This is a genomic window from Tsukamurella ocularis (genome assembly GCF_965138335.1).
Classification (GTDB): Bacteria; Actinomycetota; Actinomycetes; order Mycobacteriales; family Mycobacteriaceae; genus Tsukamurella; species Tsukamurella ocularis_A.
The window spans coordinates 90411-116482 of sequence record NZ_CBCSDV010000010.1 but is presented as its reverse complement, the minus strand read 5'-3'; the positions used below and the strand labels follow the sequence as shown (position 1 = coordinate 116482).

Sequence of the window (26072 nt, the reverse complement as noted above, 5' to 3'; positions counted from 1 at the left end):
TCAGTCCCGCGGCGCCAGGCCCCGTCGGAGCGCGCCGATCGCGGACCGGTTGAAGGCGCGGATCGGGGTCGCACGCGGCGCGAGGAGGTCAGCGGCGTGGTACATCCCGGGCTCGACGAGGAGGTCCACCGGCACCCCGGCCGCCTCGAGTCGCCGTGCGTAGTCGACGTCCTCGTCGTGGAACAGGTCCAGGTCGCCGACGCCGATCCACGCGGGCGGCAGCCCGGTGAGGCCGGACCGCCGCGCGGGCGCGGCGTACGCGGGCACGTCCCGCTCCGCGTGGCCGGCGCCGAGGTAAGCGTCCCAGGCGAAGGCGTTGGACCGCCGCGTCCACACGAGGGCGCCGCGGTGATCGGCGGGCCGGACCGGGGTGCGGTCGTCGAGCATCGGGTAGACGAGGAGTTGGAACGCCACGGGCAGGCCCTCGTCGACGGCGCGCTGCACCACCCCGGCGGCGAGCCCGCCGCCCGCACTGGCACCGCCGACGCCGATCCGCGAGGCGTCGATCCCGCGCGCGGCGGCACCGTCGTGCAGCCACCGCAGGGCCGCGTAGCAATCGTCGTGGCCCGCGGGGAACGGGTGCTCCGGCGCCAGCCGGTACCGCGTGCTCACCACGACGGTGCCGGTGTCGCGCGCCATCCGGACGCACCGCCGGTGATCCACCTCGGGCGCGCCGATGACCGTCCCGCCGCCATGGATCCACAGCAGCGCACCGCCGTTCGGCGTCGTCGGCGTGTAGACGTAGACGTCCTGACCCCCGTCGATGTCGTGGCGCCGAACGTCGACCCCGCCACCCGTCGGCACACCGGAGGGGGTGGGCATCGCCCGCGCGACCTTCAACCCCACCGGCCCCATCGAGGGGATCAGCGGCGCGGCGGGGTGGCGGAGCCCCGATGCCACCCCACGGAGGGTGCGGGCCCGGCCCACGGCCGTCCCCGCTGCTCCCAGTAGGGGCAGCAGGATCCATCGAGCCTTCATCGTCTCCTCCGTCGCTTCGTCGCGTTGCGGTTGCGGGTGCACAACTCGGACAGCTCCTCCTCGATCATGGCGCATGTCGGCCGCGCCCACCGGCGGACGGCGGGGACGGGTGTGGAGGAAGGCGCCGCCGGCGAGCGCGACACCGGCCACCGCGCCGAGCAGAGCGACCGCCCTCGGCAGGCCGAGGGACTGCGCGAGCATGCCGACGAGCGGCGGCCCGCCGAGGTGAGCGAGGTAGCCGACCGCGCTCACCGCGGCGGTCGCGCTCGCCACCGACCCGGGCGCTCGTTCCGCCCCGAGGTCGATCGCCAGCGGGAAGACCGGCCCGACGACGAGTCCGACGGCCACGACGCCCGCGTACGTCGCGAGCCAGCCGGGAGCGACGAGACCGACCGAGGTGCCCGCGCCGCCGACGAGTGCCGCGAGCAGGAGATAGCGCAGGCGGCCCAGCCGAGGGATCACCCAGTCGCCCGCGGAGCGGGAGACGAACATGGCCAGGCTGAACGCGACCACGACCGTCGCGCCGACGGCGGCCCCCGCGCCGCGGTCGCGCGCGACGAGGAGCGCCGACCAGTCGGTGAGAACGCCCTCGAGCAGGAGCCCCGCGACGGCCACGGCCGCCACCGCGGGGGTGACGGCCCGCGCCGCCGGGGCCAAGGCGACGACGGTGCCGGACGGCCCGTCGTGGAGCTCCTCGGGCCCGGCGGCGCGCGCCGAGGAGCTGCGCGGGACGTGTGGCCCCGCGATCGCGAGCAGCGCGAGGAGGACGGTCGCGACGACGACGAAGTGCATCGCGACGGGGATCCCGACGGCGGTGGCCGCGGCCCCGCCGGCGGCCCCGCAGAGCACGCCGAGGCTGTAGCCGCCGTGCAGCCGGGCGATGACGGGCGCTCCTGCGCGGCGCCGCTGGTACTCGATACCGGCGGTGTTCATCGCGACGTCGAGCGCGCCGGACGCGGCGCCCAGTGCCGCGAGCACCAGGGCCAGCGCCGCGGGCCCCGTCGCCCCCGCGACCTCCGGCAGTCCCGCGGCGAACAGGGTCGCCGACAGCAGGCAGACGGCGCGGTCGCCGACCCGGCGCAGCAACCGGCCGGTGAGGAACAGCGCGGGCAGCGATCCCGCGGCCACGCCGAACAGCGCCGTGCCCAGCGCGGGGTCGGAGAGCGCCAGGCGGTGTGCGACCTCGGGGATGCGCGGCGCCCAGCTCGAGAGGACGGCGCCGTTGACGAAGAACACGAGCCAGAGCCCGAGGATCGGATACGGGCGGAAGGGGGTGCGTCGGAACATGCGGCCTCGGTGGCCGCCCTGACGGGAGTGGAGGGCGATCCCCGGACGGAACAGGAACCGCGGCGCGGGCACGCCGCGCTTTGGCCAGGCAACCACGGCCCGGCCGCGCGCGCAAGACCCGTGCGCGCTGACCTGCGCGATCGCACAGTACGGCGAACATCGGTCGTGGCATGCGGCCCGGATCCGACCGGAATGGGCGGAATTCCGACTCCGCTGGTGCACGAGGTTCCGCTCGCCTCTCTGGTGTGCTTATCTTCTCCTCGAAGATCGCGAACATGATTGCCGTCATCGGCCGGTCATCTGCACGATCACCATCCGTCGAGCAGCCGGCGGTGAGCACCGCGGACCGTCGGGCCCGGGTACCCCACCCGGGCCGAACAGCCCTCACGGAAGGCACGAACGCCATGCGCAGGTCGAAGACCGCAACCACCCCCGAGCCCGGAGCCCCGGCCGAGGCGCCCGCGACCACCGATCAGCCCGCTCTCGACGTCGGCGCGGCCGTCGTCGCGTTCGCCGGCTCGGACCGCGAGTCGACGGGCCGCATCGTCGACGACTTCGGGGACTTCACCCCCGTCGCCACGGAGTACGACGGCGAGCGCATCGCCGAGCCCGCCCGACGGTGGGCGGTGCTCACAGACGCCGGCGAGCTGGTCTTCGCGGATTCCGCCGACCTGACGACGGGCCCCGCGGCCGAGTGATAGAAATCGGCGCTTGACATATCACCACGCGCGCACCAGACTTCGGAACCAGTTCCTACATCGCTGTACGAATCGATCCGACAGGGCTGGAGTCGAGCATGGTGTCCCTCAGTGACAAGGCCCGGAAGGCGTCCGCCGCCGAGCCCGTCGGCGTGGAGATCCACGCGCGCAACGTCGAGTTCGATTGGGAGAACGTCCCGCTCGAGTGGATCCCCGGCGAGCCCGTGGCCAGCGACATCGTCAGCAGCATCCTGCACGTGATCCTCCCCGAGGGCGAGCGCTGGTTCTGCGAGGTCTACACCGAGGCGCTGCCGTACGTGAAGGACGAGGACCTCGCCCGGACGATGCGCGGTTTCATCGGCCAGGAGGCCATGCACGCCGAATCGCACGACCGCGCGCTCTCCGAGTACCTCGAGCGCTGCGGCATCGACACCGCGCCGCTCGCGCGGCAGATGGAGTACACCTTCCGCAAGATCCTCGCGCCGCGCCGCTACCACTCGGACCGCGCGCAGTACAACGACATGGTGCAGCGCCTCTGGCTCATCGCCGGCATCGAGCATTACACCGCGATCCTCGGCGTCTTCGCGCTCAACAACGCGTGGGATCGGTACGACGTGAACCCCGTGATGGCCGACATCTGCCGCTGGCACGGCGCCGAGGAGGTCGAGCACCGGTCCGTCGCGCACGACGTGGCGAACTACTTCGACCCCGGCTACCTGCACCGGGTGCGGGCGATGCTCACCATCGTCTTCTTCCTCGGGCTCACCCTGCACCGCTCGTCGGGCTACATGCTGCGCACCGACCCGCACTTCAGCTACTCCTACCCCCGGCTGTGGTGGGAGTACCTCAGGGCCTCGCACAAGGGCCTGCTGCCCAAGATCCGCAGCGTCATCAAATACACGCTGCTCTACTTCAAGCCGAGCTTCGACCCCGCCTCCATCGGGTCGACGGCGCAGGCCGTGGCCTACCTCGCCACGTCGCCCGCCGCCCGCGCCGCCGAGGCCTGAACCGTCGCGCCCACGCCGCGCACCCCCGCCCCATCGAGAGGACCACGACCGAGCATGATCAGCACGCGCATCACGGAGATGTTCGGCATCGACCACCCGGTGGTCTGCGGCGGCATGACGGGGCTGGGCACCGCCCCGCTCATCTCGGCCGTCGCCAACGCGGGCGCGCTGGGGTTCCTCACCGCGCTGACCCAGCCGAGCCCCGAGGCGCTGGCCGCCGAGATCAAGCGCACCCAGGACCTCACCGACAGGCCCTTCGGCGTGAACCTGACCATCCTGCCCACGATCGACCCCGTGCCCTACGACGAGTACCGCGCCGTGATCGTGGAGTCCGGCGTGAAGATCGTCGAGACCGCCGGGTCGAGCCCCGCGCCGCACCTGCCCGACTTCCGGGCCGCCGGCGTCAAGGTGATCCACAAGGCCACCAGCGTGCGCCACGCTCTCTCTGCGGAGCGCAAGGGCGTCGACGTGATCAGCATCGACGGCTTCGAGTGCGCCGGCCACCCGGGCGAGGACGACGTGCCCGGTCTCGTCCTCATCCCCGCCGCCGTGCGGCAGCTGACGATCCCCGTCATCGCCTCGGGCGGCATCGCGACCGGCAGCGGCCTGGCCGCGGCGCTGGCCCTCGGCGCCGACGCGGTGAACATGGGCACCCGCTTCATGGCGACGGTCGAGGCGCCGATCCACGAGAACGTGAAGAACCAGATCGTCGCCAACTCCGAGCGCGACACGGTGCTCGTGTTCCGCCACTTCCACAACACCGCCCGCGTCGTGCGCAACGCGATCTCGGAGCAGATCGTCGAGATCGGGGAGCGCCCCGGCGCCGTCTTCGACGACGTGGCCGAGCTCGCCTCCGGGGCCCGCGGCCGCGCCAACGTCCTCGGCGCGGGGCGCATGGACGACGGGATGTGGTGGGCCGGCCAGGCGCAGGGCCTCGTCGAGGAGGTCGACACCGTCGCCGCCGTCGTAGACCGGGTCGTCGCCGACGCCGAGGAGATCATGACCCGCCGCCTGCCGGGCCTGATCCGCGACTGACCTTCCGGGCCCGACGGTGCCGCACCGTCGGGCGTCCGGCACGGGCCCGATGGATCAGAGCGCCGTGCGCGCCTTCCCCTGATCCTCGTCGTCGTCGTGGTCCTCGTCGTCGTGGCCCGATTCGACGGCCGCCGTCTCCGTCGCGGTGTCCGCGTGGGTGGTGGTTGCATCGGCCGGAGCGTCGGTGGACTCGCCCTGTGCGTTCTCGTCGAGGACGGGCAAGGGGAGCTCGTCCTCTTCGGGAACTTCTTCGATACGGTCCCGCCACCGGGTCATCGCCCGAGCAGAGGCGCGGTCCTCGTTCCGCAGCGGAGGCATCGCGACGGGCCCGTCGGGCGCGCCGCGCGTGATCCGCGCGAGAGGGGAGTCCATGGGCAGGGTGGCGGCGTCCGCGGCGACGGCGACCAGGTGGGGCGAGGTCCGCCCCGTGGCCTTCGCGGCGGCGGTGTCTTGGGCCGGGCCGACGGCCGGGGAACCGGCGGAGGGTGCCTGAGCGGCCGTGGCCGGGCCCCGTCGGAACGACTCGCGGGCGTAGGCGAAGCCGAGCCCCAGGAGAAGGCCCAGCAGGAGCGCGAGCGCACCGTTGCGCGCGACGTACCTGCTCTCGGGCGCGGCGGGCGGATCGGCCTGCCGGACCAGCGTCGCGCGAGACGCCTTGATGTCCTTGGCCGACGACTGGTTCAGCTCGTCGAGGTACTTGACGAAGGCGCGCGACACCGCGTTGATGAGGTCGGCGGCGTGCTTGGCGTCGGGATCGGTGACGGAGACGTTGAGGATCACGGTCTCCGGGATGTACGACGTGGTGATCCGGGAGGCCAATTCGGCGGGATTCTCGTTCGAGCCGATCGACCGCAGGGCACGGGACGCCGTCTCCTCGCTCGCGATCAGGATCGCGTACGAGGCGACCTGCTGCTGCGACATGACGACGCCGTTGTAGGCCTCCTGGCCCGACGTGTCCTGGCCGGCCGAGATGTACAGCTGGGTGGCCGCGCGGTACTCGCGCGGCGTCGTCAGTGAGGCGCCTACGCCGACCGCGAGCGCGACGATCACGGTCACTGTCACCAGAATCCAGTGATCGCGAGCGATGCGGGGCAGATCAGTCAGTTTCACCTGGCGGCCTTTCGGTACGGGTTCCCGGAACCAGTGCCGGGCGGTGCCAGCCTGTGTCTTTGCACTGGAACACGGTAATGATACAGAGGGTGAACGAAATTTGCACCTGCGCACTCTGTGAGGTGTGCGCCTCCGCCGCCGGAGGTTCGTGCGCGTGTCATCGGGAGTTGAGCGCGGGTAGTCGAACGGACTCCCTGCTGGTGCCCACGCGCAGCGCGTCGAAGTACACCGTGCCCTTCGCCTGCACGCCGGCCGGCCGGAAGTAGCCGATCCGCCAGGTGCTGAACGGGCCGTCGGCCTTGTTCGGGTTCTCGCCCCGTGCGTTCGTCGCCGGGTACAGCGTGCCGCCGAGCGGACGCCAGTCCTTCGCGACCTCCTTGTCGTCCATCCAGATCGACACGCGGGCGCGCTGCGGATCGGTGGAGAAGACGACGTGCCAGGTCCACGCGATCCACGCGCCGCGGCGGGCGGTACCGAGGTCGGCGGCGGAGGCGCGGTTCCCGTCCGGGTGGCCGAAGCCGCCCTGCGCCTTGAACGTGCCCGACGGGTCGATGACCAGGGCGAGGGGCGCCGTGCCGAGACCCGAGTTCTTCCACTCGGACAGGATCTGGAAGTCCTCGGCGGCTTCCGGGAAATCGCGGTCGAGCTGTAGGTACCAGGAGAACCAGAGGTCGTCCCCCTCCGCCAGGGAGGCGGTCTTGTTCGTCCCGGGGAGGAGCGACGTGGCCATCTGGTCGCCCTCGAGAGTGAACGCGACGGCGTTGCGCCCGGCCGCGACGGTCTCGGACTCGAGTGTCGGTGCAGGCTGACGCTCCGATCCCGGCGTGGGCGCGGCGAACTCCGACAGCGAGCCGGTCTCGAAATCACCGCTCCACAGCGGAGCGGGGGCATCGCCGCCGCAGCTCGCGAGGACCGTTGTCGTCGCGACGCACAGCGACAGGTACGCGAGCCGACGGCGCACGTGGCGGGGGCGGAAAGGGGGAACCATGACAGTGCTACCTCGTTGGGGATCGCGGCTCATCGGTCGAGAGGGAGCGTGCGGAACGCTGTCGCGACCGCCGGCCTGGGGGCGCCGGGGGAGTGGAAGAGGGCGGACGCGTCCGGAGTCGCGTCGTAGGTGGGCCACACGAAGGAGCCCACGTGCGCGGGTGAGCCGGCGGTGAGCCGCGCCACGGCAGCAAATCGACCTTCCCACACGGCCTGCGGGGCACCGGCATCCGTGCCGAACTCCCCGATGACGACGTCCTTGTCCGCGCCCCACCGTGTCCGTAGCAGGACGTCGGGGTCCTGGGGATCGGGCGCGTAGTAGCAGTGGATGCTCAGGAAGTCGCTCATCGCGTCGGTCGCGACGGAGCCGCTTCGCCACTCGAACTTCGATCGGACGCTCCGCGAGTGGGTGACGGGCTTGCCCGACGCGCGTCGCGTGATCTCGCCGAGCCGGCGCACCGCGTCGAGCCACGGCTCCGGCTGGTCGTACCCGAGGGCGGTGCGCGCGCGGCTCTGGTCGTTCGCCTCGTTGGTGATGTCGACGCCGATCACCCGGGGGTAGCGCTTGAGCTGCCGGGCCCACGCGCGGTAGATGCGTTCGGCGGTGGTGCGGGTCGTGTCCGGCCCCCAGTGGGAGAGATCGCCACCGCAGGGCAGCACGTACATGCCGGAGCCGGTTGCGTGGTCGAGGATCTGCTTCCATCGGTCGAGGTACTCGTCGAGGGTGATGGCACCCGAGGACACGACCGCGGTGTTTCCGAAGACGCGGATCGCGTTCGCGCCGATCGCAGCGGCGTCGTCGATCATCGGTCTGATCCAGGTCTCGTAGTCCCAGCGCCGCCAGAACTCGGTCCACACCTCGTCGGCGCTGACGCCGGAGAAGAAGCTCGGATTGATGTTGACCCCGCGCAGGCGCAGCGACGGCGGAATCGCCACGCGTGCCGGGGTCACGTAAAAGACGTTTTCACCACTGTCACGGTTACGCCCAGGAGGTGGGCCGGTCCGCGGAAGTCGTCCTCGGCGGCCGCGGCCTCCCGCGTCACCATCAGGCGCACGGCGGGCACGTCCGGGCTCACGGGGTACTCGCCGACCCGCGTTGTCATGACGGTCCCCGCGGGCTCGTTCACGGGGGCGACGGCGGCGAGCCAGGTCCGGTTCGACTGCTCGGCCAGGGGAACCGTGCGCTCGGCGCGGATCATGCCCGCCGTCCACCGCACCGAACCCGGCCCCGGCTGGGGAGCGATCCATACGAGGTCGACGGTGACCAGGGTGGCGTTCTCGGGGATGCCGACCGTCGCAGTGGTGTTGGTCTCCGCATCCGGGCCGAAGGTCAGGACCGGCCACCCGTCGACGACGCGCGTGGTGCCCTGGAACGCCGACGCCGAGACGAACTGCCGATCGCCCACGGCGACCGAGTCCGCGTCCCCTTTCTCGCCGTACCGGTAACCCACCAGACCGGCGGCGGTCGCTCCGGCGAGGGTCGCGGCGGATCCCACCAGCACCTGCCTGCGGTTCGCGCCGCGGCGCTCTCCGTCGCCGCGGGGCGTGGGAGAAGGGGCGGTACCGGTCTGCTTCTTCGACTCCATCTGCTCGCTTCCTCGTCGTGGCGCCACCGGCGGAGTCGTTCGGCGCCGACTGCCCGACGGCCGTCCGCGGGCCGGTCTCGAGTGCCAATAGCCCCTCGGGGGAGGGATCGCCGGACCACACTGCGATGATGCAGCTGCAATAGTAGCCGGAGGGAGCCCGATGACCAGCAGACGTAGTACGTTGTCACGCCTGAGCCCGTCTCAGCGCGTGGCAGGGGTCGGATTCCTGGTCCTGTCACTGGTCCTCGTCGCGTACGCGGTGCGCGTCGGCACCCCGCTGCGGTACGGCGACGAGAAGGAGTACGTCGGCATCGCGCAGGGCGTCGTCGACGGGCACGGGTACCGCTTGTACGGGGCCGAGTCGGCGTATCGGCCGCCGGCGTGGCCGCTCCTGATCGCGCTCTTCCTCGCACTCGGAGTGCCGACGTGGCTGTTGCCGGTCGTGCCCGCTGTCCTTCTGGTGATCGCGGCGGCGGCGGCGGGCGTGGCCGCCGTCCGGATCTCCGGGCACCCGCTGGGCGCGCTCGCGGCGCCCGCGGTGCTGCTGTATCCGATCGACGCGTACACGGCGACGACGCTGTATCCGCAGGCGCTCGCGACCGCCGGGCTCGCCCTGCTCGTCCTCCTCGCGACGCGCGCACAGGACGGTGCGCCTCTGTCGTTCCTCGCCTGCGTGGCGGTCGGCCTGCTGATGGCGGTCGAGGTGCTCTCGGTGCCGACGATGGCGCTCACCGCCCTGGTCATCGGCGCCTGGATCCTGTGGCGTCAGAAGGGGAACAGAGTGCGCTTCGCCGCGGTCGGCGGCGCGGCGGCAGCGCTGCCCGTCCTCGCGTGGACTGCGTTCAACACGGTCCGGTTCGGCACGCCGGTGCTGATCAGCACCAGCGGCGGGCAGAACCTGCTGATCGGGAACAACCCGTCCGCGACGGGCGACTCCGGCGTGGGCGTGGACATCGACCGGTACCTCGAGGCCGCTGCGGGCATGAGCGAACCGGAGCGGGACGCGTACCTCCGGCAGTCGGCGATCGACTGGATCACCAGCGACCCCGGCGCGGCACTGCGCCTCTACGTGGCGAAGACGGTCAACTACTTCTCGCCCTACAACGCGCCCACGACCGCTGTCGAGGGCACGGACAGCACCGCGCGGATCGCGCTCGTGGTGCTCGCTTTCGCGGTGCTGATCGCGGCGACGTGCATCCGGTTCGGACTGCACCGGCGACTGCCGGTGCGACCCGTCGAGTGGCTGATCGTCGGACTGTTCGTCGCGAACGGGCCGTTCATGGCCCTCTTCTTCACCCGGACGCGGTTCCGTCAGCCACTCGACGCGATCCTCGTGATCGAAGCGGCGATCGGCGTGGTTCTGGTGCTGCTGTGGCTCCTCGACCGGCGTCGATCACGGCGAATGTCCGGGGCTCCGGAGGTAGGCGCTTAGCCTCCGGAGGGATTCCCGGTGGGGCGGCCGCTCTGGGGATGGCGGAGAAGCCCGCAGCTGCTCCGAGGGCCATGCCGAACAACAGGGAGTTCGCGGGATCGAGGGGGAGCGGCGCGACGACGGAGATCGCCATCAGAGAGGTGGAGACCGCGGCAGCCGCGATCGCCGGTGCGCGACGGGAACGGAGCGCCCGGTACAGGGGGATGAGGGCGAAGGCGACGAAGAACACCATCCCGACGACGCCCGCCTTGACGAGCCACCACAGGTAGAAGTTGTGGGCGTAGGAGCTGTCGGGCGCGGGCACGAAGTTGCGGGGCGTGCCGAAGTGCGATTTGTAGGCGAACCCCGCGCCGTGCCCGAACCACGGCTCCTTGGTGAAGTTGCTCATGAGGTTCGAGTTCTCCACGAGCCGGTCGTTCAGGGAGTTGTCCGTGGCCAGGTACTGGGCAGAGACGCCTCCGAGCACCCGACCCTCGAAGCTCTCGACAGTGGTGGAGAGCCACTTCCCGACGGGTGTCCCCTGCCCGAAGAACAACAGCGCGGAGGTGGCACCGACGATCCCGAGGGTCCCACCCGCCGCGAGGGTCGCGGCCCGCGGAACGGCACGCAGCGTCCCGCCGAACAGAACGCACACCGCCACCGTGACCGCGAGCCCGATGATCGTGTTGCGACTGAACGACATCAGGATGATGAACAACGTCGGCGGGACCGCCCACAGGAAGAATCGGCGGCCGGGCAGCTTCAGGATGAAGCACGCCGCGCCGACGCAGAGGACGGCGGTGGCCGCCATCTGGACGTTCGTGATGTAGCGGATGCCCGATTCGGCGGCGTTCTCCTTCGCCAAGTCGTCCGCCCGGCCCTCGAGGACGAGGCCGGTCACGGACGCGACGGCGATCATCGCCGCGGAGCCCCACAGCACGGGGACGGTCACCTTGGCGAGCTTCGAGACGAGGCCGGCGCGGACGACCACGAGACCGTAGAAGTAGCCGAGGACGGTGTCGAAGAGGAACTGCACCTCGCGGGCGATGCGGAAGGAGTCGTTCCCCACATCGTGGCCGTGGAACGCGGCTGCGGCGACCATACCGAGGAAGCAGAGAGCGGGAATCACATCGATGGGCCGGACCTGGACGCGGTCTCGGAGCAGCACGACGAGGGCGATGATCGCCGCGACTTCGTACGGGAGGATGGTGAACAGCCCGAGATCGCGGCCGAAGGCCACGGCGGCGGGAAAGGTGAAGAACGCGAAAACGATCGTCAGGTAGATGTACCAGCGCGGATGCACCAGGGTGACGATGAGGATCGCACACCCGGCCAGGGCGTACTTGAAGATGCCGGGATCCTGTACCGCCTGGAAGGCCAGGGCGCCGGCGACGATCGCCAGGACCACCGTGGCGCCCAGGTCGCCACGGTTCCTCACCGTCCGTTCCGGTTCGGTCGGTGTCGCGCTCACGCGTGTCGACCGGAAGAGTGCACAGCGCTCATGAGTACCCCGTTCCATCGAGTCCGCCCGTATCTGCCGACCCGATCGAGACGATGTGAGGTTGCAATTACAGCGATCTAGGGATTCACCATACTATGAACTTGTGAGCCCCAATCCTGTGTGCGCGCCCCGGTGCTCGAAGCCGTGCGCTTCGGTCGGCCGAAGGACCGCGTCGGCGTCCGTCGTCCTCCCCCGCACAGTGGGGGAGGAATGATGACGCGGCCCGCGCTGCTCGTGGACGATTCCCCGATCGTGCGCGTGAGCGGCGCAGACGTTCTCGAGCGGATCGAGGGGCGCATCGTCGACGGCGGTACGCGCCCGCTCGGCGTCTGCTCGGTCAACGTCGACCATCTGCACCACTTCGGGCCGGGTGGTCGGCGCCTCGGTGGCGACGTCGAGTGGCTGTCCGTCGCCGACGGCGCCCCCATCGCCCGTCGCGGAGCGGTGCTGGCGCGGTGCGAGTGGCCCCGCGTCACCGGCGCCGACCTGTTGCCGCAGGTGATCGCCCTGGCCGTGGAGCACGGATGGCGGGTGGGGTTCTTCGGCGGCATGCCGGAGATGCACGATCGCCTGCGATCCGTGCTGCGAGAGAAGTTCCCGACGCTGGTGGTCGCGGGCTTCTGGGCGCCGGAGCGCGCGGAGCTCGATGATCCTGACGCCGCGGAACGCATCGTGGCCGAGGTGCGTGCCGCCGCGCCGACGGTGCTGATCGTGGGCCTGGGCAAACCCCGTCAGGAGGCGTGGATCGACGAGGCCGGGCCGCGCACGGGTGCCGCAGTACTGCTTCCGTTCGGCGCCGCCGCCGATTTCATGGCCGGAACGGTGGTGCGGGCGCCCGAACGGTGGCAGCGCGCGGGGGTCGAGTGGCTGTACCGGCTCCTCCAGGAGCCGCGCAGACTGGCTCGCCGGTACCTGATTCAGGGGCCGCCGGCGCTGCTGCGCCTCCGGAGGGCACGCCTCATCGAAATCACATGGCCCGCAACATCTCGGCCAGGTGGCGCGCCATGACCTCGCTCGTGAACCGCGAGCGGGCCGCGGCCGCGGCCCGTCGTCCCATCTCGATCCGCATGTCGTCGTCGCGCACGAGCGACTCGATCGCCGCGGCGAAGGCGTCGGCATCGCCCGGCGGTACCAGCAGGCCGGTCTCGCCGTGCTGAACGTAATCCGCGATCCCCGGATTGTCGGTCACCACGACGGGCCGCCCACTGGCCATGGCCTCCAGCACCACGGTCAGTCCCGATCCCGTGACCGTCGGGTGGAGCGCGATCGCGACGATCCCCGCCCGCGCGTAGACCTCGCGGATTCGACCGTTCAGTCGTTCGGTGTGCACGGTGACCAGACCGTCCGCCGTGTCCACGGGCAGGCTCGATGCCAGCTCCAACCGCACGTCGGGAATGCGGCTGCGGACCGCGGCCACCCCGCGGACCAGGGTCGCGTGATCGCGGAACCGGTCCTCGCCGGCGCTCATCACGGTGTGGGGAGCCGTGGGGATCGGCTGCTCCACGTAGAAGTCGGTATCGATCCCGAGGGGAATGAAGTGCAGCCGATCGGAGCGAACACCCCATTCGTCGGTCATGAGTGGGAGGACCGCCGAGCATTGCGCCCACACGGCCCCCGCCCGGGGCAGAGCACGCCGGGCCAGGGCGCCGTGCACCCGTCCCGCTGCGGAACGGGTCGTGAGCCAGCCCACGCCGGCTGCGACCCGCGCGTCGCCGCGGAGCAGTGCAGGGACGGCGGTGCGTTCGTCGTACGCGAGCACGGCATCGGCGGCCGCCTGCGCGCGCCACGCTTCGACGAGCTCGTACCCACCCGTCCGGTGGCGCACGGACTGCGCCAGACGCCTGATCGGCCACCGTCGGGACGTGATGTCCGCGGTCTCGAAGCGCACGTCGATGCCGTGATCAGCCAGACGATGGAGGCCGTACGGTGACCGATCCGGAACCTCCCCGGCCTGATGCCGAACGGCCCAATCGGCCGGTGACAGCCCCCCCGCCAGCGGAACCACTACTCGCATCCGAACCTCCTCACGGCGATGAGATTAACGCCGAGGCAGAACCCACGTTGCGGGGGCGTGCCTCCGGCGGCCGGATCGCACGCGCCTTCAGCATGCAATTCGTCGCCCGTATCCTCGGGCTCGTCGCCTCGATCGGCACCGTCGCCCTGACCACGCGGTCCCTCGGCCCCGGTCCCTACGGACAGCTGTCCGCGGCCATCATGTTCATCGGCCTCTGGAGCAGTCTCACCGAACTGGGTATCGGCGCGGTGATCGTGCGCCGAGTCACCGGCGGCACCGGCGACCTGTCGCGTCTGGTGCGGGTCAACGCGGGTTTCTCGCTGACCTACTGCCTCCCGCTCGGCGCGGTGGCGTCGCTGTCCGGCTGGCTCCTCTACCGCGAGGACCCCCTGGTGGTCGGGATGATCGCGATCGTCAGCGGCAGCCTCGTGCTCACCACCTTGAGCAGTTGTGTCCAGCCGGTGTTCGTCACGGATGTACGGTTCGGCGCGGTCGCGCTGTCGGATCTGCTCGGACGCATGCTGTCGTTCGCATTGACGTTCGTGCTGGTGCACGTCGGCGCCGACCTCTACTGGTACGCCGTGGTGCAGCTCGTCCCGCCGCTCGTGGTCCTCCTGGTCCAAGGGGACGTTGCTCGCCGGATCATCGACATCCGCCCGATCTTCTCGGCGCGCGAGAGCTGGGAGCTGGTGCGCGAGAGCCTGCCGCAGACCGGCGTCCTGATCATCGCCGCACTGTATTGGCGCTCCGACGGCGTCCTCCTGTCGCTGTTGAGCACGAAGGAGGAGACGGGTGCGTACAACCTCGCGTACACCGTGGCCTTCAACGTCACGGTCATCTCGACCGTCCTCCTCGCGTCCACGCTGTCGACGATGACGAACCTTTTCGCCACGGACCGACACCGGTTCGCGCTCTTCACCGAGCGCACCATCCAGGTCATGCTGTTCGTGGCGATGCCCCTCGCCGTGACCGGATCGATACTCGCGCCCGAACTCGTCAGACTGCTCGGCTCGGACGATTTCGTCGCCGCGGGTGGCAGCACATTGGGGCTTCTCTTCACCGCCGTTGCCATCAGGCTGGTGACGGGCATGCTGAGTCAGGGGTTGTTCGCCGCTCACGACCAGGTATTCCTGCTGCGTCTGAACATCGTGGGGCTGCTGCTCAACATCGGCCTGAATCTGGTGCTGATCCCGCAGTTCGGCGCGAAGGGCGCTGCGGCTTCGCTGGTTGCGAGCGAGACGTTGGGACTGGCCGTAGCGACGTGGAGGCTGAGCAGTCGCACCCCTTACCGCACGCCGTGGTCGTTCCTGCTCCGTCTCGCTCCGCCGGTGGCCGCCGCCGCAGCGGTGTGCGTGATCGGGCAGTCACTTCCGGTGCTGCTCACCGGGACCCTGGCCGCCGTGGTGTACGTGGCGATGAATCTGCTGTTCGGCCCGGTGCGATTGCGCGACGCCCGCGGCCTGCTCAGTTCCGAGGAAGGAAGCACCGCATGATCACCGAACGCGCCCAGTTGTCGGGCGGGCTCCGGCAGGTCGCACCGCCGCCGGCCTCGACGCCCCGCGACCTCGCCGTGCTCATCGTGGCCTACCGCGTGCCGGGTGACGTCGCCGCGTGCCTGGCCGCCGTCGCCGAGCACATCCCGGGCGCACCGGTGCTGGTCTGGGACAACTCGGGGCCCGACTATCCGGGCATGGACGCGGTGCGGGCGGCGCACCCCGCGGTCTCCTGGCACGGCGACGGCCGCAACCTGGGCTTCGCCGCCGCGGTGAACAGGCTCGCCGCGCTGGCGCCGGAGCACGACCTGCTTCTTCTCAATCCCGACGCGGTGCTCCGCGGCGGCCTCGATGCGACTCGGGCGGCACTGGCGCGCCCCGGCGTCGCGGCCGCGGCACCCGTGATCCACGACGGGCACGACGCGTCCGGCCGCGGCCGCCCCTGGGACGTCGCGCACCGGCGACGGGGTCTCGTGCGCGGTCTGGTCTCCCGGGCGGGCTACGCCGAGGCTCTGCGCCGCACGCCGTTCTCGGATCTCTACCCGGCGCCGCCGTCCCGGATCGACGGCTACCTCACGGGTGCGTGTCTGGCGATCAGCCGCGACGCCTGGGAGGCACTCGGCCCGTTCGACGAGGAGTTCTACCTCTACGGCGAGGAGACGGACTGGCAGCGGCGCGCACTCGACGCCGGCTGGTCTCTCGAGCTGACCGACGATGCGGGCGTGGAACATTCGGGTCAGGGCACGGTGCGCGACGATGCCGTGGCGTGGCGTCGCTCGGCCGACCTGTTGCGGGCGAACATGGCCCTGAACATCGAGCACGCCGCCGGTGCCCGCGCGGCCGGTGCCTTCCTGCTGGGGGATTCGCTCCTCGACCGGGTGCAGCGCAGCAAACGCGCGAGTCGTCGGGCGGTGGGGCGTGGGACCCGCCCGAACGTGGTGTTCACGGTGAATCGCCTGGTGTTCGGCGGCGCCGAGCGGCACCACCTGGTGCTGGCCGGGGAGCTCCAGCGCCGCGGCTACGACGTGACCGTCATCTGCCTGCAGCGCTTCGGCCCGCTGATCCAGGAGGCCCCGCCGGGCGTGCGTGTGGTGCGCCAGCCGTGGTGGGGGCCGCTGCTGGACCTGCCTCCGGGCCCGACGATCCTCGTCAGCGGCGACACCAACACCGAGACCGGATTCGCCTCGCTGTGGCGGGCGGGTGGCCGGGACCGGACCTGGCTGGTGGGGGCGCACATCCCGCCGGAGACGGGCGGGCCCACCTACTCGGCGCCGCTCGCGGCCGCGATGCGCCGGGCGGACGGCTTCGTCGCCCTTTCGCCGGCGCACCGCGACATCGTCTCGGCCCACCAGGACGTGGCGCGGCGCTTCGCCGTGGCGCCCAACGGGGTCGCGCGGCGCGCCGACCTCGACGGGGTACCCGCGCGGCGGCCGGCCGGAGCCGTGCCGCGCCTGGTGATGCTCTCGCGGATCGTGGAACACAAGAATCCGCACCTGCTGGTCCAGGCGCTCGCCGGTCTCACCGAATTCGCCTGGGAGCTGGACATCTTCGGCGACGGCCCGGACCGGGCCCGCCTCGAGGCGCTCACCCCGGCCGAGCTGGCCGGGCGGGTACGGTGGCGCGGCTGGTCCCCGGGCCCCGAGCAGGCCTTCGCCGACGCCGATCTCGTGTGCGTCCCCAGCGGATCCGAGGCCTTCCCCATGGTGATCCTGGAGGCGATGGCGCGGCGCCTGCCGGTGGTCGCGTCCGCGGTCTGCGCGGTCCCGGACATGCTCGACGACGGTGCTGCGGGCGCCCTGGTGCACGACGTCACCGTCGAGGGCTGGCGCAGTGCTCTCCGCGGCCTCCTGGCCCGCCCGGAGGAGTGGGCCGCGCTCGGCGACCGGGGATTCGAGCGGATGCGCGAGCACTACACCGTGGAGGCGATGGCCGACGCGTACGAGTCCGCGTTCGCCGAGGTGGGGACGGTGCACGCGTGACGGGGCGGGTGCTGTGGCTCTCGCCGTGGATGCGACCGCTCGCGCGCGTGTACTGCGAGCGGCTGATCGCGGCGGGCTGGGACGTCGTCCTCGTCACCTCGGATCGGCACCCCGAGTCCGATGCGGCGCGGCCCTACGAGTGGGTGCTGGACCCCCGCCCGAAGACACCCGGCACGTGGCCGGAGTTCGCGGGTGCGCTGCGCCGGGCGCGGTCCTTCCGCCCCGACGTGGTGGTGACCGAGATCGTGCGCGATCCGCGGTGGATCGCGCTCGCGGGCCGGGCGCCGCGGGTGAATCTGGTGCACGACGACCGCCCCCACGGCGCCGACGAGGAACTCCCCGGCTGGGAGCGCACCCTGTTCGGCCGCTGGAACGCCGGCGCCGCCTCGACCGTCGCCTTCAGCGACTACGTGGCGCGCGCCGTGGGCGCCTCCGCAGTGGCGCCCCTGACCAGCGATCTCGACGAATCCCTGATCCCGCCCGTGGTGCCCGCGAGGGACCGTCGGGACTTCCTGGCCGTGGGACGGCTCTCGGCCTACAAGAACCTCGATGTCACGCTCGCGGCGTGGGAGCGGCACGTGACGGGTCCGGGCTGGCGCGGCGACGAACTGGTCCTGATCGGCGACGGCCCGGACCGGGAGCTCGGCACCGCGGTCCGCTGGCGGCGCGGACCGTACTCGTACGCGGACGTGACCGCGCAGCTCGCGGCGGCGAAGGGCTCGGTGGCGCACTACCGGCGCGCCACGCAGAGCGGCGTGCAGGTGCTCGCGATGCAGCTCGGGGTGGTGCCGATCGTCTCCGACTCCGGCGCTCTCCCGGAGTTCCAGCCGCCGGGGGAGGACGCGATCGGCGTCGACGACGTGGCCGGGCTCGCCCGCGCCTTCGATTCCCTGGCGGACCCCGAGGCCGCCGCCCGGCGCGGGCGCGCCGCCCGGGAGCACTACCTCCGGGACTACGAGGCGACGGTCTCCGCCGCCGCCCTCGGTGCGGAACTGGAGCGGGTCATCGCCGCGCGAGCGAGGTCCACAGTGCGCTGAGCCGCGCGTGCCACGCCGCGATGTCGAAATCGGCGGCGCGGTCGCGGGCGCCCGCCGCGAGGCGCCGCCGCAGCGCCGGATCCTCGACGAGCCGGCGCAGCGCCGCGGCCAGCGCGGGCACGTCGCCCGGAGGGACCAGCAGGCCGTCGAGGCCGTCGGTGATCGCCTCGGGGATCCCGCCCACCGGCGTGGTGAGCGGCACGAGGCCGGCCGCCATCGCCTCGAGGAGCGCCATCGGCAGGCCCTCGTCGTAGCTGGGTAGCACGAAGATCCGGGACTCGGCGAGCAGGGCGTCGCGCCCCGCCGGGTCGACCCAGCCCCGGATCGTCACCGCGTCCTCGACACCGGCCGCTGCCGCCGCGGCGCGCACCTCCGCGACCTCGCCGTCGCCGGCGAGGGTCAGGTGCAGCCGTGCGCGGACGGCCGCGGGCAGCGCGGCCACCGCGGCGATCAGGTCGTAGCTTCCCTTGCGCACGCCGAGCCGGCCGAGCGCGACCGCGCGCACGACGCCGTCGGTCGCGCCGGTGCCCGGTGCCTCTTCATCGGCGGGCCGGGCCGGGAGCGGCGGCACGGGGTTGTAACGCACCTCCACCCGCGCCGGGTCCAAGCGCAGGGCCTCGGTGTACTCGGCGGCGAGCCCCGTTCCCAGCACCAGCCAGCGGTCCGCCGGCAGGGCCGCCCGCACGAGGGCCCGCGCGGGTGCGGGCAGCCGCGCCATCCAGCCACCGAAGTCGAAGCTGTGGCCGTGCACCACGGCGGGGACGCCGCGCAGTCGTGCCGCCCACAACAGGGGCGCCTTGCGCACCACGCTGCCGCCGTGCGAGAGGTGCACGTGCAGCACGTCCACGTCGCGGCGGGCGACGGCGAGGGTGCCCCGCGCCATGCCGCCGAGGCCGGCGCGCAGGCGCTGCCCGACGGTGCCGTCCACGTAGGTGGTCACGAGGCGCACCTCGATCGACGGATCCGGTTGCGCCGCCATGTGACCGATCACGGTGGCCATGCCACCGCGGCTGTTCGGGCCGGGCGGCGCGGGGCCCACGACGAGGACCCGGATCGGCGCCGTCACGAGGCTGCCCCTCGGGTCAGCCGCCGGGGCGCCGCGGTCCGGCGCAGAGCGGGCGCTACGGGGCGCCCCTCCAGCAGCCCGTCGACGGTGCCGGCCTCGAGGGCCTTCCGGTACGGCACGAGTGCCGTCGCGACCGCGTCGACGGTGCGGTCGACGTCGGCGTCGGTGTGCGCGGCGGAGATCACGAAGGACTGCCCGAGCACGCCGCGCCGCAGCAGCTCCTGCAGAAAGAGCGTCCGGTACGCCTGCGACGGTGCGCCGTCGGCGTCGCGGGTGGTGAAGACGAGACACGACGGCCGGCCGATGGCCCGCACCGCGTCGCCGACGCCCGCCGCCGCGGCGGCCGCGTTCACCCCGTCGGCCAGGCGCCGCCCGGCGCGCTCCATCGCGCCCACGGGATCACCCTCGCGGTAGGCCCGGGCGACGGCGCGGAAGGCGGTGAGCGAGACCGACTCCGGGCCGTGGGTCGTGGACAGCAGGAAGACCCGGTCGGCGTCGGTGTTCAGGCCGCCGAGCTCCATGAGCGCGCGCTTGCCGGCGAGCGCCGAGATCGGGAAGCCGTTCCCCATGGCCTTGCCCCAGCATGAGAGGTCGGGCGTCACGCCGTAGACGGACTGCGCGCCGTGCGGCGACCAGCGGAACCCGGTGATCATCTCGTCGAAGACCAGCACGGCGCCGTGCTCGTCGCACAGGGCCCGAACGGATTCCAGGAAGCCGGGATCGGGCTCGGCGAGCGCGGTGGCGGCCTCGAGGAACACCGCGGCGATGCGGCCGGGGTGCTCGGCGAACCGGGCGCGCAGGGAGTCGGCGTCGTTGTAGCCGAACCGGACCGTGAGATCGGTGATCGCGGTGGGGATCCCGCCCGCCATCTCGGTGGATCCGATGAACCAGTCGTCCACGGAGAAGAAGGGCTGGTCGCAGATCGCCACCAGATCGCGGCCGGTGGCCGCGCGCGCGAGCCGCAGCGCCGCGGTCGTGGCGTCGGAGCCGTTCTTGCCGAACTTGACCATGTCGGCGGTGGGCACCATCGCGAGGAAGTCCTCAGCGGCGTCGAGCTCCGTCGTCGTGGGCCGGCTGAAGCTGAGGCCGTCGTCGAGGCAGGCGCGCACGGCGTCCACCACGGGCGGGTAGGCGTGGCCCAGGGTCACGGCGCGCAGGCCCATCCCGTACTCGATGTACTCGTTGCCGTCGGCGTCCCAGACGCGCGCGCCGCGGCCGCGGGTCAGCACGGGCGGCATGAACTCGGGGTACTGGTCGGCGCCCCGGGCGTAGGTGTGCGCGCCGCCCGGCACCGCGCGGTGCAGGCGATCCTGCAGTTCGCGCGAGCGGGTGAAGTCGGGGTAGGTCATAGGTCGGTCACCAGTCTTCCGCGGAGGGCGGGCCAGGCCTCCAGCACCTCGTCGTGCAGGTCGGGCAGGGTCAGGAGCACGGGCCCGTCCAGCGCGGCGAGGTGCTCGGGCGGCACGATCGGGATGTCGGTGCCGGGCATGCGGCGGCCCTGTTTCGACGGGGAGGCGTCGGCCACGCAGGACACGAGGGCCGCGTCCAGTCCGGCCAGCGCGAACAGCGCGACGGCCCGCGAGGCGGCGCCGTAGGCCCCCACGGTGCGGCCGGCCGCCGCGTGCTCCTGCGCCCACGCCCGCAGCGCGCGCGCCTGCTCGGCGGGCGCCGCACTGAGGGCGCGCAGACCCCCGGGAGTGCCCAGACCGGCAGCGGCCTCGTCGGCGAGGATCCGCCGGACCGTGGGGTCGGCGGCGCCCGCGCCGGGGACGACGTCGGCCGCCCCGGCGTGCCGCACCGCGAGCAGCACGGTGCCCCCGTAGAGGTCGAACTCGAAGGCGCGCACCGGCTCCAGCCCCGCGGCGGCGAGCAGCCGCATCAGGGCGGTCAGGGTGTAGTAGCCGAAGTGACCGTGCCGCAGGGCGGTCCACTGCAGGTGGTCGACGATGCCGCCGAGCGGCTGGTACTGCAGCAGCAGCACGCCGCCGGGGGCGACGGCCGCGGCGCGCTCGGCGAAGGCGGCCCGCTGGTCGGGCTCGTGCATGATGCCGAAGCTGTCGAGGACCACGTCGGCGGGACCGTCGGCGTCGTGGAAGCCGCGGTCGGCGAGCAGCGGCAGCCAGGTGCCGCCGTGCGGGCTGCCGAACTCGCGCACCGTCGTGCCGCGGAGCAGCCCGGCGTCGGCGACCCGGGCCACCGCGTCCGCGGCCTGCTCGCGCAGGGCCCGCGGCTCCACGCCGCGGGGCTCGTCGGTGACGGTGTCGTCGTCGGCGAGCTGGGCGAGGCCGCACGCCGCGCACAGGTCCATCGCGAGGGGATGGGCGGATTCGCCCGGGTCCACCGGGGTCCCGGCGGGCGGGAAGTGATCCGCCGCGGGGACGCGGCCCAGGTCGAGCACCCGGGTGAGTTTGACGGAGCCGCAGGCGCGGCACGCACGTGCGTGTCTCATGGCAGCATGTCCCCATGCGCATCGAGCAGACCGACCTGGCAGACGTCCTGCTGCTGGTTCCCACCCCGCACGCGGACGACCGGGGCCTGTTCACCCGGACCTTCGACGCGGAGATCTTCGACGAGTACCTCGGGGAGCCCGGCGCCGCAGCGCGGTTCGTGCAGGATTCGCAGTCCCGCTCGGTGCGGGGCGTGCTGCGCGGGATGCACGGCCGCTCGGGCCGCGGCGAGGCGAAGCTCGTGCGGTGCGCGCACGGCGCCGTGCACGACGTGCTGGTGGACGCGCGGCCGTACTCGCCCACCTTCGGCCGGAGCCAGGCCTTCCGCCTGGACGACGAGGCCTTCCGCACGCTGTACGTGCCGCCGGGCTTCCTGCACGGCTTCCAGGCGCTCACCGACGTGGCGGACGTCTGCTACCGGATCGACCGGCCGCACGACCCGTCCGAGGACCTCGCGGTGCACCACGCCGACCCGGAGCTGGCGCTGCAGTGGCCGCTGGCCGCGTCGATCGTCTCGCCGCGGGACCGTGCGGCCGGCTCCTGGACCGATCTGCGCGCCCGCCTGGGCTGAGCCGGTCATCGCCGGCGCATCGAGGCGTCGATGGCGCCCCCGGCCTGCAGCTCCTTGAGCACGGCGAGCCGGGTGAAGTCGTCGTGGAAGGAGCGCTCGGTGAGCCCGTACTCGGTGTAGGCCCGGTGCAGCTCCGCGGCGCCGTCGGCCACCGTCCACTGCGCCTCGAAGCCCAGTTCGTCACGCGCGCGGGAGAAGTCGACCCGGTAGGAGCGCGGGTCGTTGCCGGCCTCGCCGGTGATCCGGACGGCGGCGTCGGGCACCACGTCGACCACGGCCTGCGCGATCTCGGCGACGGTCACGTTGTTGCGCTCGGTGCCGATGTTGTACGCACGCGCCGAGACCGTCTCCTTCGGCGCGGTGAGGCACGTGGCGAAGGCCCGCGCGATGTCCTGCGCGTGCACCAGCGGGCGCCACGGCGTCCCGTCGGAGAGCACCAGCACCTCGCCCGTCAGCACCGCGTAGCCCATCAGGTTGTTCAGCACGATGTCCGCGCGGAGCCGCGGCGAGAAGCCGAAGGCCGTGGCGTTGCGGAGGAAGACGGGCGTGAAATCGGCGTCGGCGAGGGCCGCGGCGTCGTCCTCCACGCGGACCTTGCTGATCGCGTAGGGCGTGATGGGGTTGAGCGGGGCCTCCTCGTCGACGAGGCCGTCGCCGGCCGCGCCGTACACGGAACACGTGGAGGCGTAGAGGAACCGGGAGACGCCCGCCTCCTTCGCCAACCGCGCGAGCCGGCTCGACGCGGCGTGGTTGATGTCGTAGGTGATCTCGGGGGCCAGCGAGCCCAGGGGGTCGTTGGACAGGGCCGCGAGGTGGATCACCGCGTCGAAGCCCTGCAGCTCCGCCACGGTCACGTCGCGCAGGTCCGTGGTGAGCACGGGCGGGTCGGCCACCGCCGGGCCGAGGACGCGGTCGGCGAAGAGACCGGAATCGAGGCCGGTGACCTCGTGGCCCGCCGCCCGCAGGACCGGCGTCATCACCGTTCCCAGGTACCCCTGGCTACCCGTGAGCAGGACCTTCATCGATTACCTCCGAGATCTACGATCGCCTTTTCCAGCATGAAACCCTCGGCGTAGGTGGCGCGGCACTGGATGCCCCGCAGCCGGGCCAGGCCGAGGAAGGACTCGTCGTCGAACCAGTCGTGGTCGACCTGCGAGGGGTAGTGCTCCGTGAGCAGCCGCGCCTTCGCCATCGCGGCGTAGGCCGAGAGCGGGTTGAAGACGGTGGGCCGCGGGGTGTCGGTCTCCCACTTGAGGATCTCGTAGCCGAGGATCAGGTGGTCCCGGAACTCCTGCGGCACCAGTTCCGCGAGCTGGCGGTGGTCCTGGTGCGCGTCGCCGCGGTGCGGCGCGAAGACGATGTCGGGCGCCGACGACCGTTTGAACTGCGCCAGCAGGGATTTCTCGCGCTGCCAGTGCGCGGGAGCCCGCCCGTCGGGCAGGTCGAGCACGGTGATGTGCAGCTCCGCCTCGGGCGCGAAGGCGGCGAGCGCCGCCCGCTCCTCCGCCTCCCGCGGGGTGCCGGCGCCGCTGCCCACGAAGGCCCGCACGCGCAGGCCGGGATTGGCCTCCGCCAGCTGGAGCAGGGTTCCGCCCATCCCGATCGCGATGTCGTCGCAGTGCGCGCCCAGGACCGCGATCTCCGAGATCCGGCCGGCGGAGAGGCCGATCATCCGACCGGATCCTTCCACACCATCCAGGGGCGGTCGCCGCGGGCGTAACCGGCGTCGAGGTCGGCCCGCTCCTTGAACGTGTCGGCCGGCTTCCAGAAGCCGCGGTGCTTGTAGCCCAACAGCTTCCCCTCCTTGGCCAGCGCCGTGCACGAGTCCGCCACCAGGTCTCCGCCGGGCGGCAGGTGGTCGAAGACCTCCTGGGTCAGCACGAAGTAGCCGCCGTTCTCCCAGATGGGGAACTCGGAGACGGGGGTGATGCCGGTGACCTTGTCCTCGCCGTCCACGTCCACGCAGTGGAACGAGGACTGCGGCGGCACCAGCAGCATCGAGGCCGCGGAGCCGGTCGCCTTGACCTGGTCGATGATGGTGTTCATCGGGGCGTCGCTGAGCACGTCGGCGTAGTTCGCGAGGAAGTACTCGTCGCCGTCCAGGTAGGGGCGCGCGCGCCGGAGGCGTTCGCCGATGGCCGATTCCAGGCCGGTGTCGACGAAGGTGATCGTCCAGTCGCGCATGTCCGCGCCGAGCAGCTCCACCTCGCCGCCGCGGATCACGAAGTCGTTCGACTCGGTCTCGCGGTAGTTGAGGAAGTAGTTCTTGATGTGCTGCGCGCCGTAGCCCAGGCACAGCACGAACTCGGTGTGCCCGAAGTGCGCGTAGTACCGCATCACGTGCCAGATCAGCGGCCGCGGGCCCACGAGCTGCATGGGCTTGGGCACCATGTCGTCCGCGGTGTTGCGCATCCGCATGCCGTAGCCGCCGCAGAACAGGACAACCTTCATCGCTCAGACCTCCGTGACGACGGCCTGCGGCCGTGCGGTGTGCAGCTGGGGCATGGGGTAGACCACCTCGGTTCCCCGGTCGATCAGGTGGCGCAGCTGCTCGGTGATCTCGGTCTCGAGGTTCCAGGGCAGCACGACGATCACGTCGGGGCGGTCGGCGTCGAGGCGCTCCGGCTCGTGGATCGGGATGCGCGTGCCGGGGGTGAACCGGCCGTGCTTGTACGGATTGCGGTCCACGGTGTACTCGAGCAGGTCGGGCCGGATGCCGCAGTAGTTGAGCAGCGTGTTGCCCTTGCCCGGCGCGCCGTAGCCGACCACGCGCTTACCCTCGGCGCGGCACTCGAGCAGGAAGCGGAGCAGGTCCTGCCGCGCCCGGTCGGCGAGCGCCTGCATCCCGGTGTAGCCCGAGAGTGCGTGCAGCCCCGCCTCCTCCTCGATCCGCAGCACCTCGCGCACGCGGTCCGACGGTGCCTGCGCGACCCCGTCGGGCCGGGCCCAGACGCGGATGGAACCGCCGTGCGTGGGGACGAGCTCGACGTCGACAACCGTGAGGCCCGCGGTCGCGAGCGCCCGCTGCGCGCTGAGCACCGTGTAGTACTGGAAGTGCTCGTGGTAGATCGTGTCGAACTGGCCCTCGGCGACGAGCGCGAGCGCGTGGTGCACCTCGATGCTCAGCCACCCGTCGTCCGCGAGCAGGCCCCGCAGTCCCTGCGTGAAGCCGAGGAGATCCGGGATGTGCGCGTAGACGTTGTTCGCGACCACCAGGTCGGCGGGGCCGTGCTCGGCGCGGACCTGCGCTGCGGTCTCCGGGCCGAGGAAGGCGGTCACCGTCGGGACGCCGCGGTCGCGGGCGGCCTGCCCGACGTTGACCGAGGGCTCGATGCCGAGGCACGGGACGCCGGCGGCGACGGCGTGCTGCAACAGGTACCCGTCGTTGCTCGCGACCTCGACGATGAGGCTGTCGCCGTCGAGCTCGAGACGGCTGATCGACTCGTCCACGAAGCGGCGCGCGTGGTCGACCCAGCTCTCCGAGAACGAGGAGAAGTAGGCGTACTCGGAGAAGGTCTCCTCCGGGAGGATCAGGGCGGGGATCTGCAGCAGCAGGCAGTCCGCGCAGATCCGCAGGTGCAGCGGATAGGTGGGCTCGGGGCCGTCCAGTTCCGCTGCCGTGAGGAACATCTCACAAGGTGGTGTGGCACCGAGGTCGACCACGCTCCGCAGCTGTGACGAGCCGCACAGACGGCAATTCATGATGGTTTCCGTACCTCTCGGTGGGCGCTTCGATGCATGAGCATAACCCTCACAACTTTTCTGGTTGCAAACGGTCAATGCATCTTGCGATTGCAATGTCGAGCGTCTACGGTAGCAACCGGCAGCCACTCGCATCTACCGCGCGGCCCTCCTTGGAAGTGAG

The 26072-nt window shown here is 72.0% G+C and carries 22 protein-coding genes; 8 read left to right on the top strand and 14 right to left on the bottom strand.

What is annotated here, in order from left to right:
* A complete protein-coding gene (locus ACNAYW_RS11475) occupies positions 1–2265 on the bottom strand; it encodes an MFS transporter (protein WP_415849821.1) in 2265 nt (754 codons plus the stop codon).
* A 404-nt stretch (positions 2266–2669) separates the two neighbouring features.
* Between ACNAYW_RS11475 and ACNAYW_RS11470 the strand changes: the two genes are divergently transcribed.
* The 3 genes from ACNAYW_RS11470 to ACNAYW_RS11460 all read left to right on the top strand — a co-directional run bounded on the left by ACNAYW_RS11470 (position 2670) and on the right by ACNAYW_RS11460 (position 5005).
* Complete coding sequence (locus ACNAYW_RS11470) at positions 2670–2963, top strand: hypothetical protein (protein ID WP_415849820.1); 294 nt, start codon at positions 2670–2672, stop codon at positions 2961–2963.
* A 98-nt stretch (positions 2964–3061) separates the two neighbouring features.
* Entirely contained in the window at positions 3062–3970 is a 909-nt protein-coding gene (locus ACNAYW_RS11465) for a metal-dependent hydrolase (protein WP_415849819.1), read from the top strand.
* Between the two features lie 54 nt (positions 3971–4024).
* Complete coding sequence (locus tag ACNAYW_RS11460; protein WP_415849818.1) at positions 4025–5005, top strand: NAD(P)H-dependent flavin oxidoreductase; 981 nt, start codon at positions 4025–4027, stop codon at positions 5003–5005.
* 54 nt (positions 5006–5059) lie between these two features.
* Here the strand turns inward: ACNAYW_RS11460 and ACNAYW_RS11455 are convergent, their stop codons facing one another.
* The 5 genes from ACNAYW_RS11455 to ACNAYW_RS11435 form a co-directional block, all read right to left on the bottom strand.
* A complete protein-coding gene (locus ACNAYW_RS11455) occupies positions 5060–6061 on the bottom strand; it encodes a YveK family protein (protein WP_415849817.1) in 1002 nt (333 codons plus the stop codon).
* Positions 6062–6272: 211 nt separating this feature from the next.
* Entirely contained in the window at positions 6273–7103 is an 831-nt protein-coding gene (locus ACNAYW_RS11450; protein WP_415849816.1) for a heparin lyase I family protein, read from the bottom strand.
* 29 nt (positions 7104–7132) lie between these two features.
* Positions 7133–8053 (bottom strand): glycoside hydrolase family 5 protein, encoded by a 921-nt coding sequence (locus ACNAYW_RS11445; protein WP_415849815.1) that lies wholly within the window; start codon positions 8051–8053, stop codon positions 7133–7135.
* A complete protein-coding gene (locus tag ACNAYW_RS11440; protein ID WP_415849814.1) occupies positions 8050–8688 on the bottom strand; it encodes a hypothetical protein in 639 nt (212 codons plus the stop codon). The genes ACNAYW_RS11445 and ACNAYW_RS11440 overlap by 4 nt, the downstream gene beginning before the upstream one ends.
* A gap of 1292 nt (positions 8689–9980) precedes the next feature.
* Positions 9981–11537: an O-antigen ligase family protein gene (locus ACNAYW_RS11435; protein WP_415849813.1), complete on the bottom strand. Its 1557-nt coding sequence runs from the start codon at positions 11535–11537 to the stop codon at positions 9981–9983.
* Positions 11538–11810: 273 nt separating this feature from the next.
* Between ACNAYW_RS11435 and ACNAYW_RS11430 the strand changes: the two genes are divergently transcribed.
* Complete coding sequence (locus ACNAYW_RS11430) at positions 11811–12608, top strand: WecB/TagA/CpsF family glycosyltransferase (RefSeq protein ID WP_415849812.1); 798 nt, start codon at positions 11811–11813, stop codon at positions 12606–12608.
* On the opposite strand, the gene ACNAYW_RS11425 is transcribed toward ACNAYW_RS11430, so the two are convergent.
* Positions 12568–13488, bottom strand: a complete 921-nt coding sequence (locus ACNAYW_RS11425; RefSeq protein WP_415849811.1) for a glycosyltransferase family 4 protein — start codon at positions 13486–13488, stop codon at positions 12568–12570. The two genes, ACNAYW_RS11430 and ACNAYW_RS11425, sit on opposite strands and share 41 nt — an antisense overlap.
* Before the next feature lie 218 nt (positions 13489–13706).
* Here ACNAYW_RS11425 and ACNAYW_RS11420 point away from each other — a divergent pair, with 218 nt between their 5' ends.
* The 3 genes from ACNAYW_RS11420 to ACNAYW_RS11410 are packed head-to-tail and all read left to right on the top strand — an operon-like array spanning position 13707 to position 18123.
* Positions 13707–15107 (top strand): oligosaccharide flippase family protein, encoded by a 1401-nt coding sequence (locus ACNAYW_RS11420; RefSeq protein ID WP_415849810.1) that lies wholly within the window; start codon positions 13707–13709, stop codon positions 15105–15107.
* Complete coding sequence (locus ACNAYW_RS11415; RefSeq protein WP_415849809.1) at positions 15104–17086, top strand: glycosyltransferase; 1983 nt, start codon at positions 15104–15106, stop codon at positions 17084–17086. Before ACNAYW_RS11420 ends, ACNAYW_RS11415 begins: the two co-directional genes overlap by 4 nt.
* A gap of 8 nt (positions 17087–17094) precedes the next feature.
* Positions 17095–18123, top strand: coding sequence for a glycosyltransferase family 4 protein (locus ACNAYW_RS11410; protein ID WP_415849861.1), 1029 nt, complete (start codon positions 17095–17097; stop codon positions 18121–18123).
* Here the strand turns inward: ACNAYW_RS11410 and ACNAYW_RS11405 are convergent.
* From ACNAYW_RS11405 to ACNAYW_RS11395, 3 genes are read right to left on the bottom strand one after another with little or no spacing between them, the layout of a single operon-like run.
* The gene (locus ACNAYW_RS11405) at positions 18089–19189 is read right to left on the bottom strand and encodes a glycosyltransferase family 4 protein (protein ID WP_415849808.1); all 1101 of its coding nucleotides are present in this window, start codon (positions 19187–19189) and stop codon (positions 18089–18091) included. The two genes, ACNAYW_RS11410 and ACNAYW_RS11405, sit on opposite strands and share 35 nt — an antisense overlap.
* The gene (locus tag ACNAYW_RS11400) at positions 19186–20538 is read right to left on the bottom strand and encodes a glutamate-1-semialdehyde 2,1-aminomutase (protein WP_415849807.1); all 1353 of its coding nucleotides are present in this window, start codon (positions 20536–20538) and stop codon (positions 19186–19188) included. Before ACNAYW_RS11400 ends, ACNAYW_RS11405 begins: the two co-directional genes overlap by 4 nt.
* Complete coding sequence (locus tag ACNAYW_RS11395; protein ID WP_415849806.1) at positions 20535–21638, bottom strand: class I SAM-dependent methyltransferase; 1104 nt, start codon at positions 21636–21638, stop codon at positions 20535–20537. The genes ACNAYW_RS11400 and ACNAYW_RS11395 overlap by 4 nt, the downstream gene beginning before the upstream one ends.
* 14 nt (positions 21639–21652) lie before the next feature.
* On the opposite strand from ACNAYW_RS11395, the gene ACNAYW_RS11390 reads away from it, so the two are divergent.
* Positions 21653–22207: a dTDP-4-dehydrorhamnose 3,5-epimerase family protein gene (locus ACNAYW_RS11390; RefSeq protein ID WP_415849805.1), complete on the top strand. Its 555-nt coding sequence runs from the start codon at positions 21653–21655 to the stop codon at positions 22205–22207.
* 5 nt (positions 22208–22212) lie between these two features.
* Here ACNAYW_RS11390 and ACNAYW_RS11385 read toward each other — a convergent pair whose 3' ends face one another.
* The 4 genes from ACNAYW_RS11385 to ACNAYW_RS11370 are packed head-to-tail and all read right to left on the bottom strand — an operon-like array spanning position 22213 to position 25909.
* Positions 22213–23229 carry an NAD-dependent epimerase/dehydratase family protein gene (locus ACNAYW_RS11385; protein ID WP_415849804.1) on the bottom strand — a complete coding sequence of 339 codons (1017 nt, stop codon included), beginning with the start codon at positions 23227–23229 and terminating at the stop codon, positions 22213–22215.
* Positions 23226–23879, bottom strand: a complete 654-nt coding sequence (locus ACNAYW_RS11380; protein ID WP_415849803.1) for a PIG-L deacetylase family protein — start codon at positions 23877–23879, stop codon at positions 23226–23228. The genes ACNAYW_RS11385 and ACNAYW_RS11380 overlap by 4 nt, the downstream gene beginning before the upstream one ends.
* Complete coding sequence (locus ACNAYW_RS11375) at positions 23876–24658, bottom strand: glycosyltransferase family protein (RefSeq protein WP_415849802.1); 783 nt, start codon at positions 24656–24658, stop codon at positions 23876–23878. Before ACNAYW_RS11375 ends, ACNAYW_RS11380 begins: the two co-directional genes overlap by 4 nt.
* Before the next feature lie 3 nt (positions 24659–24661).
* On the bottom strand, positions 24662–25909 hold the full coding sequence (locus tag ACNAYW_RS11370) for a methyltransferase domain-containing protein (protein ID WP_415849801.1): 1248 nt from the start codon (positions 25907–25909) through the stop codon (positions 24662–24664).
* Positions 25910–26072: the final 163 nt, after the last annotated feature.

Coding starts and splice junctions, on each gene's coding strand:
- ACNAYW_RS11470 (WP_415849820.1), top strand. CDS start 2,670: ATGCGCAGGTCGAAGACCGCAACCACCCCCGAGCCCGGAGCCCCGGCC.
- ACNAYW_RS11460 (WP_415849818.1), top strand. CDS start 4,025: ATGATCAGCACGCGCATCACGGAGATGTTCGGCATCGACCACCCGGTG.
- ACNAYW_RS11400 (WP_415849807.1), bottom strand. CDS start 20,538: ATGACCTACCCCGACTTCACCCGCTCGCGCGAACTGCAGGATCGCCTG.
- ACNAYW_RS11465 (WP_415849819.1), top strand. CDS start 3,062: ATGGTGTCCCTCAGTGACAAGGCCCGGAAGGCGTCCGCCGCCGAGCCC.
- ACNAYW_RS11440 (WP_415849814.1), bottom strand. CDS start 8,688: ATGGAGTCGAAGAAGCAGACCGGTACCGCCCCTTCTCCCACGCCCCGC.
- ACNAYW_RS11380 (WP_415849803.1), bottom strand. CDS start 23,879: ATGATCGGCCTCTCCGCCGGCCGGATCTCGGAGATCGCGGTCCTGGGC.
- ACNAYW_RS11375 (WP_415849802.1), bottom strand. CDS start 24,658: ATGAAGGTTGTCCTGTTCTGCGGCGGCTACGGCATGCGGATGCGCAAC.
- ACNAYW_RS11475 (WP_415849821.1), bottom strand. CDS start 2,265: ATGTTCCGACGCACCCCCTTCCGCCCGTATCCGATCCTCGGGCTCTGG.
- ACNAYW_RS11450 (WP_415849816.1), bottom strand. CDS start 7,103: ATGGTTCCCCCTTTCCGCCCCCGCCACGTGCGCCGTCGGCTCGCGTAC.
- ACNAYW_RS11415 (WP_415849809.1), top strand. CDS start 15,104: ATGATCACCGAACGCGCCCAGTTGTCGGGCGGGCTCCGGCAGGTCGCA.
- ACNAYW_RS11420 (WP_415849810.1), top strand. CDS start 13,707: ATGCAATTCGTCGCCCGTATCCTCGGGCTCGTCGCCTCGATCGGCACC.
- ACNAYW_RS11390 (WP_415849805.1), top strand. CDS start 21,653: ATGCGCATCGAGCAGACCGACCTGGCAGACGTCCTGCTGCTGGTTCCC.
- ACNAYW_RS11430 (WP_415849812.1), top strand. CDS start 11,811: ATGATGACGCGGCCCGCGCTGCTCGTGGACGATTCCCCGATCGTGCGC.
- ACNAYW_RS11370 (WP_415849801.1), bottom strand. CDS start 25,909: ATGAATTGCCGTCTGTGCGGCTCGTCACAGCTGCGGAGCGTGGTCGAC.
- ACNAYW_RS11385 (WP_415849804.1), bottom strand. CDS start 23,229: ATGAAGGTCCTGCTCACGGGTAGCCAGGGGTACCTGGGAACGGTGATG.
- ACNAYW_RS11395 (WP_415849806.1), bottom strand. CDS start 21,638: ATGAGACACGCACGTGCGTGCCGCGCCTGCGGCTCCGTCAAACTCACC.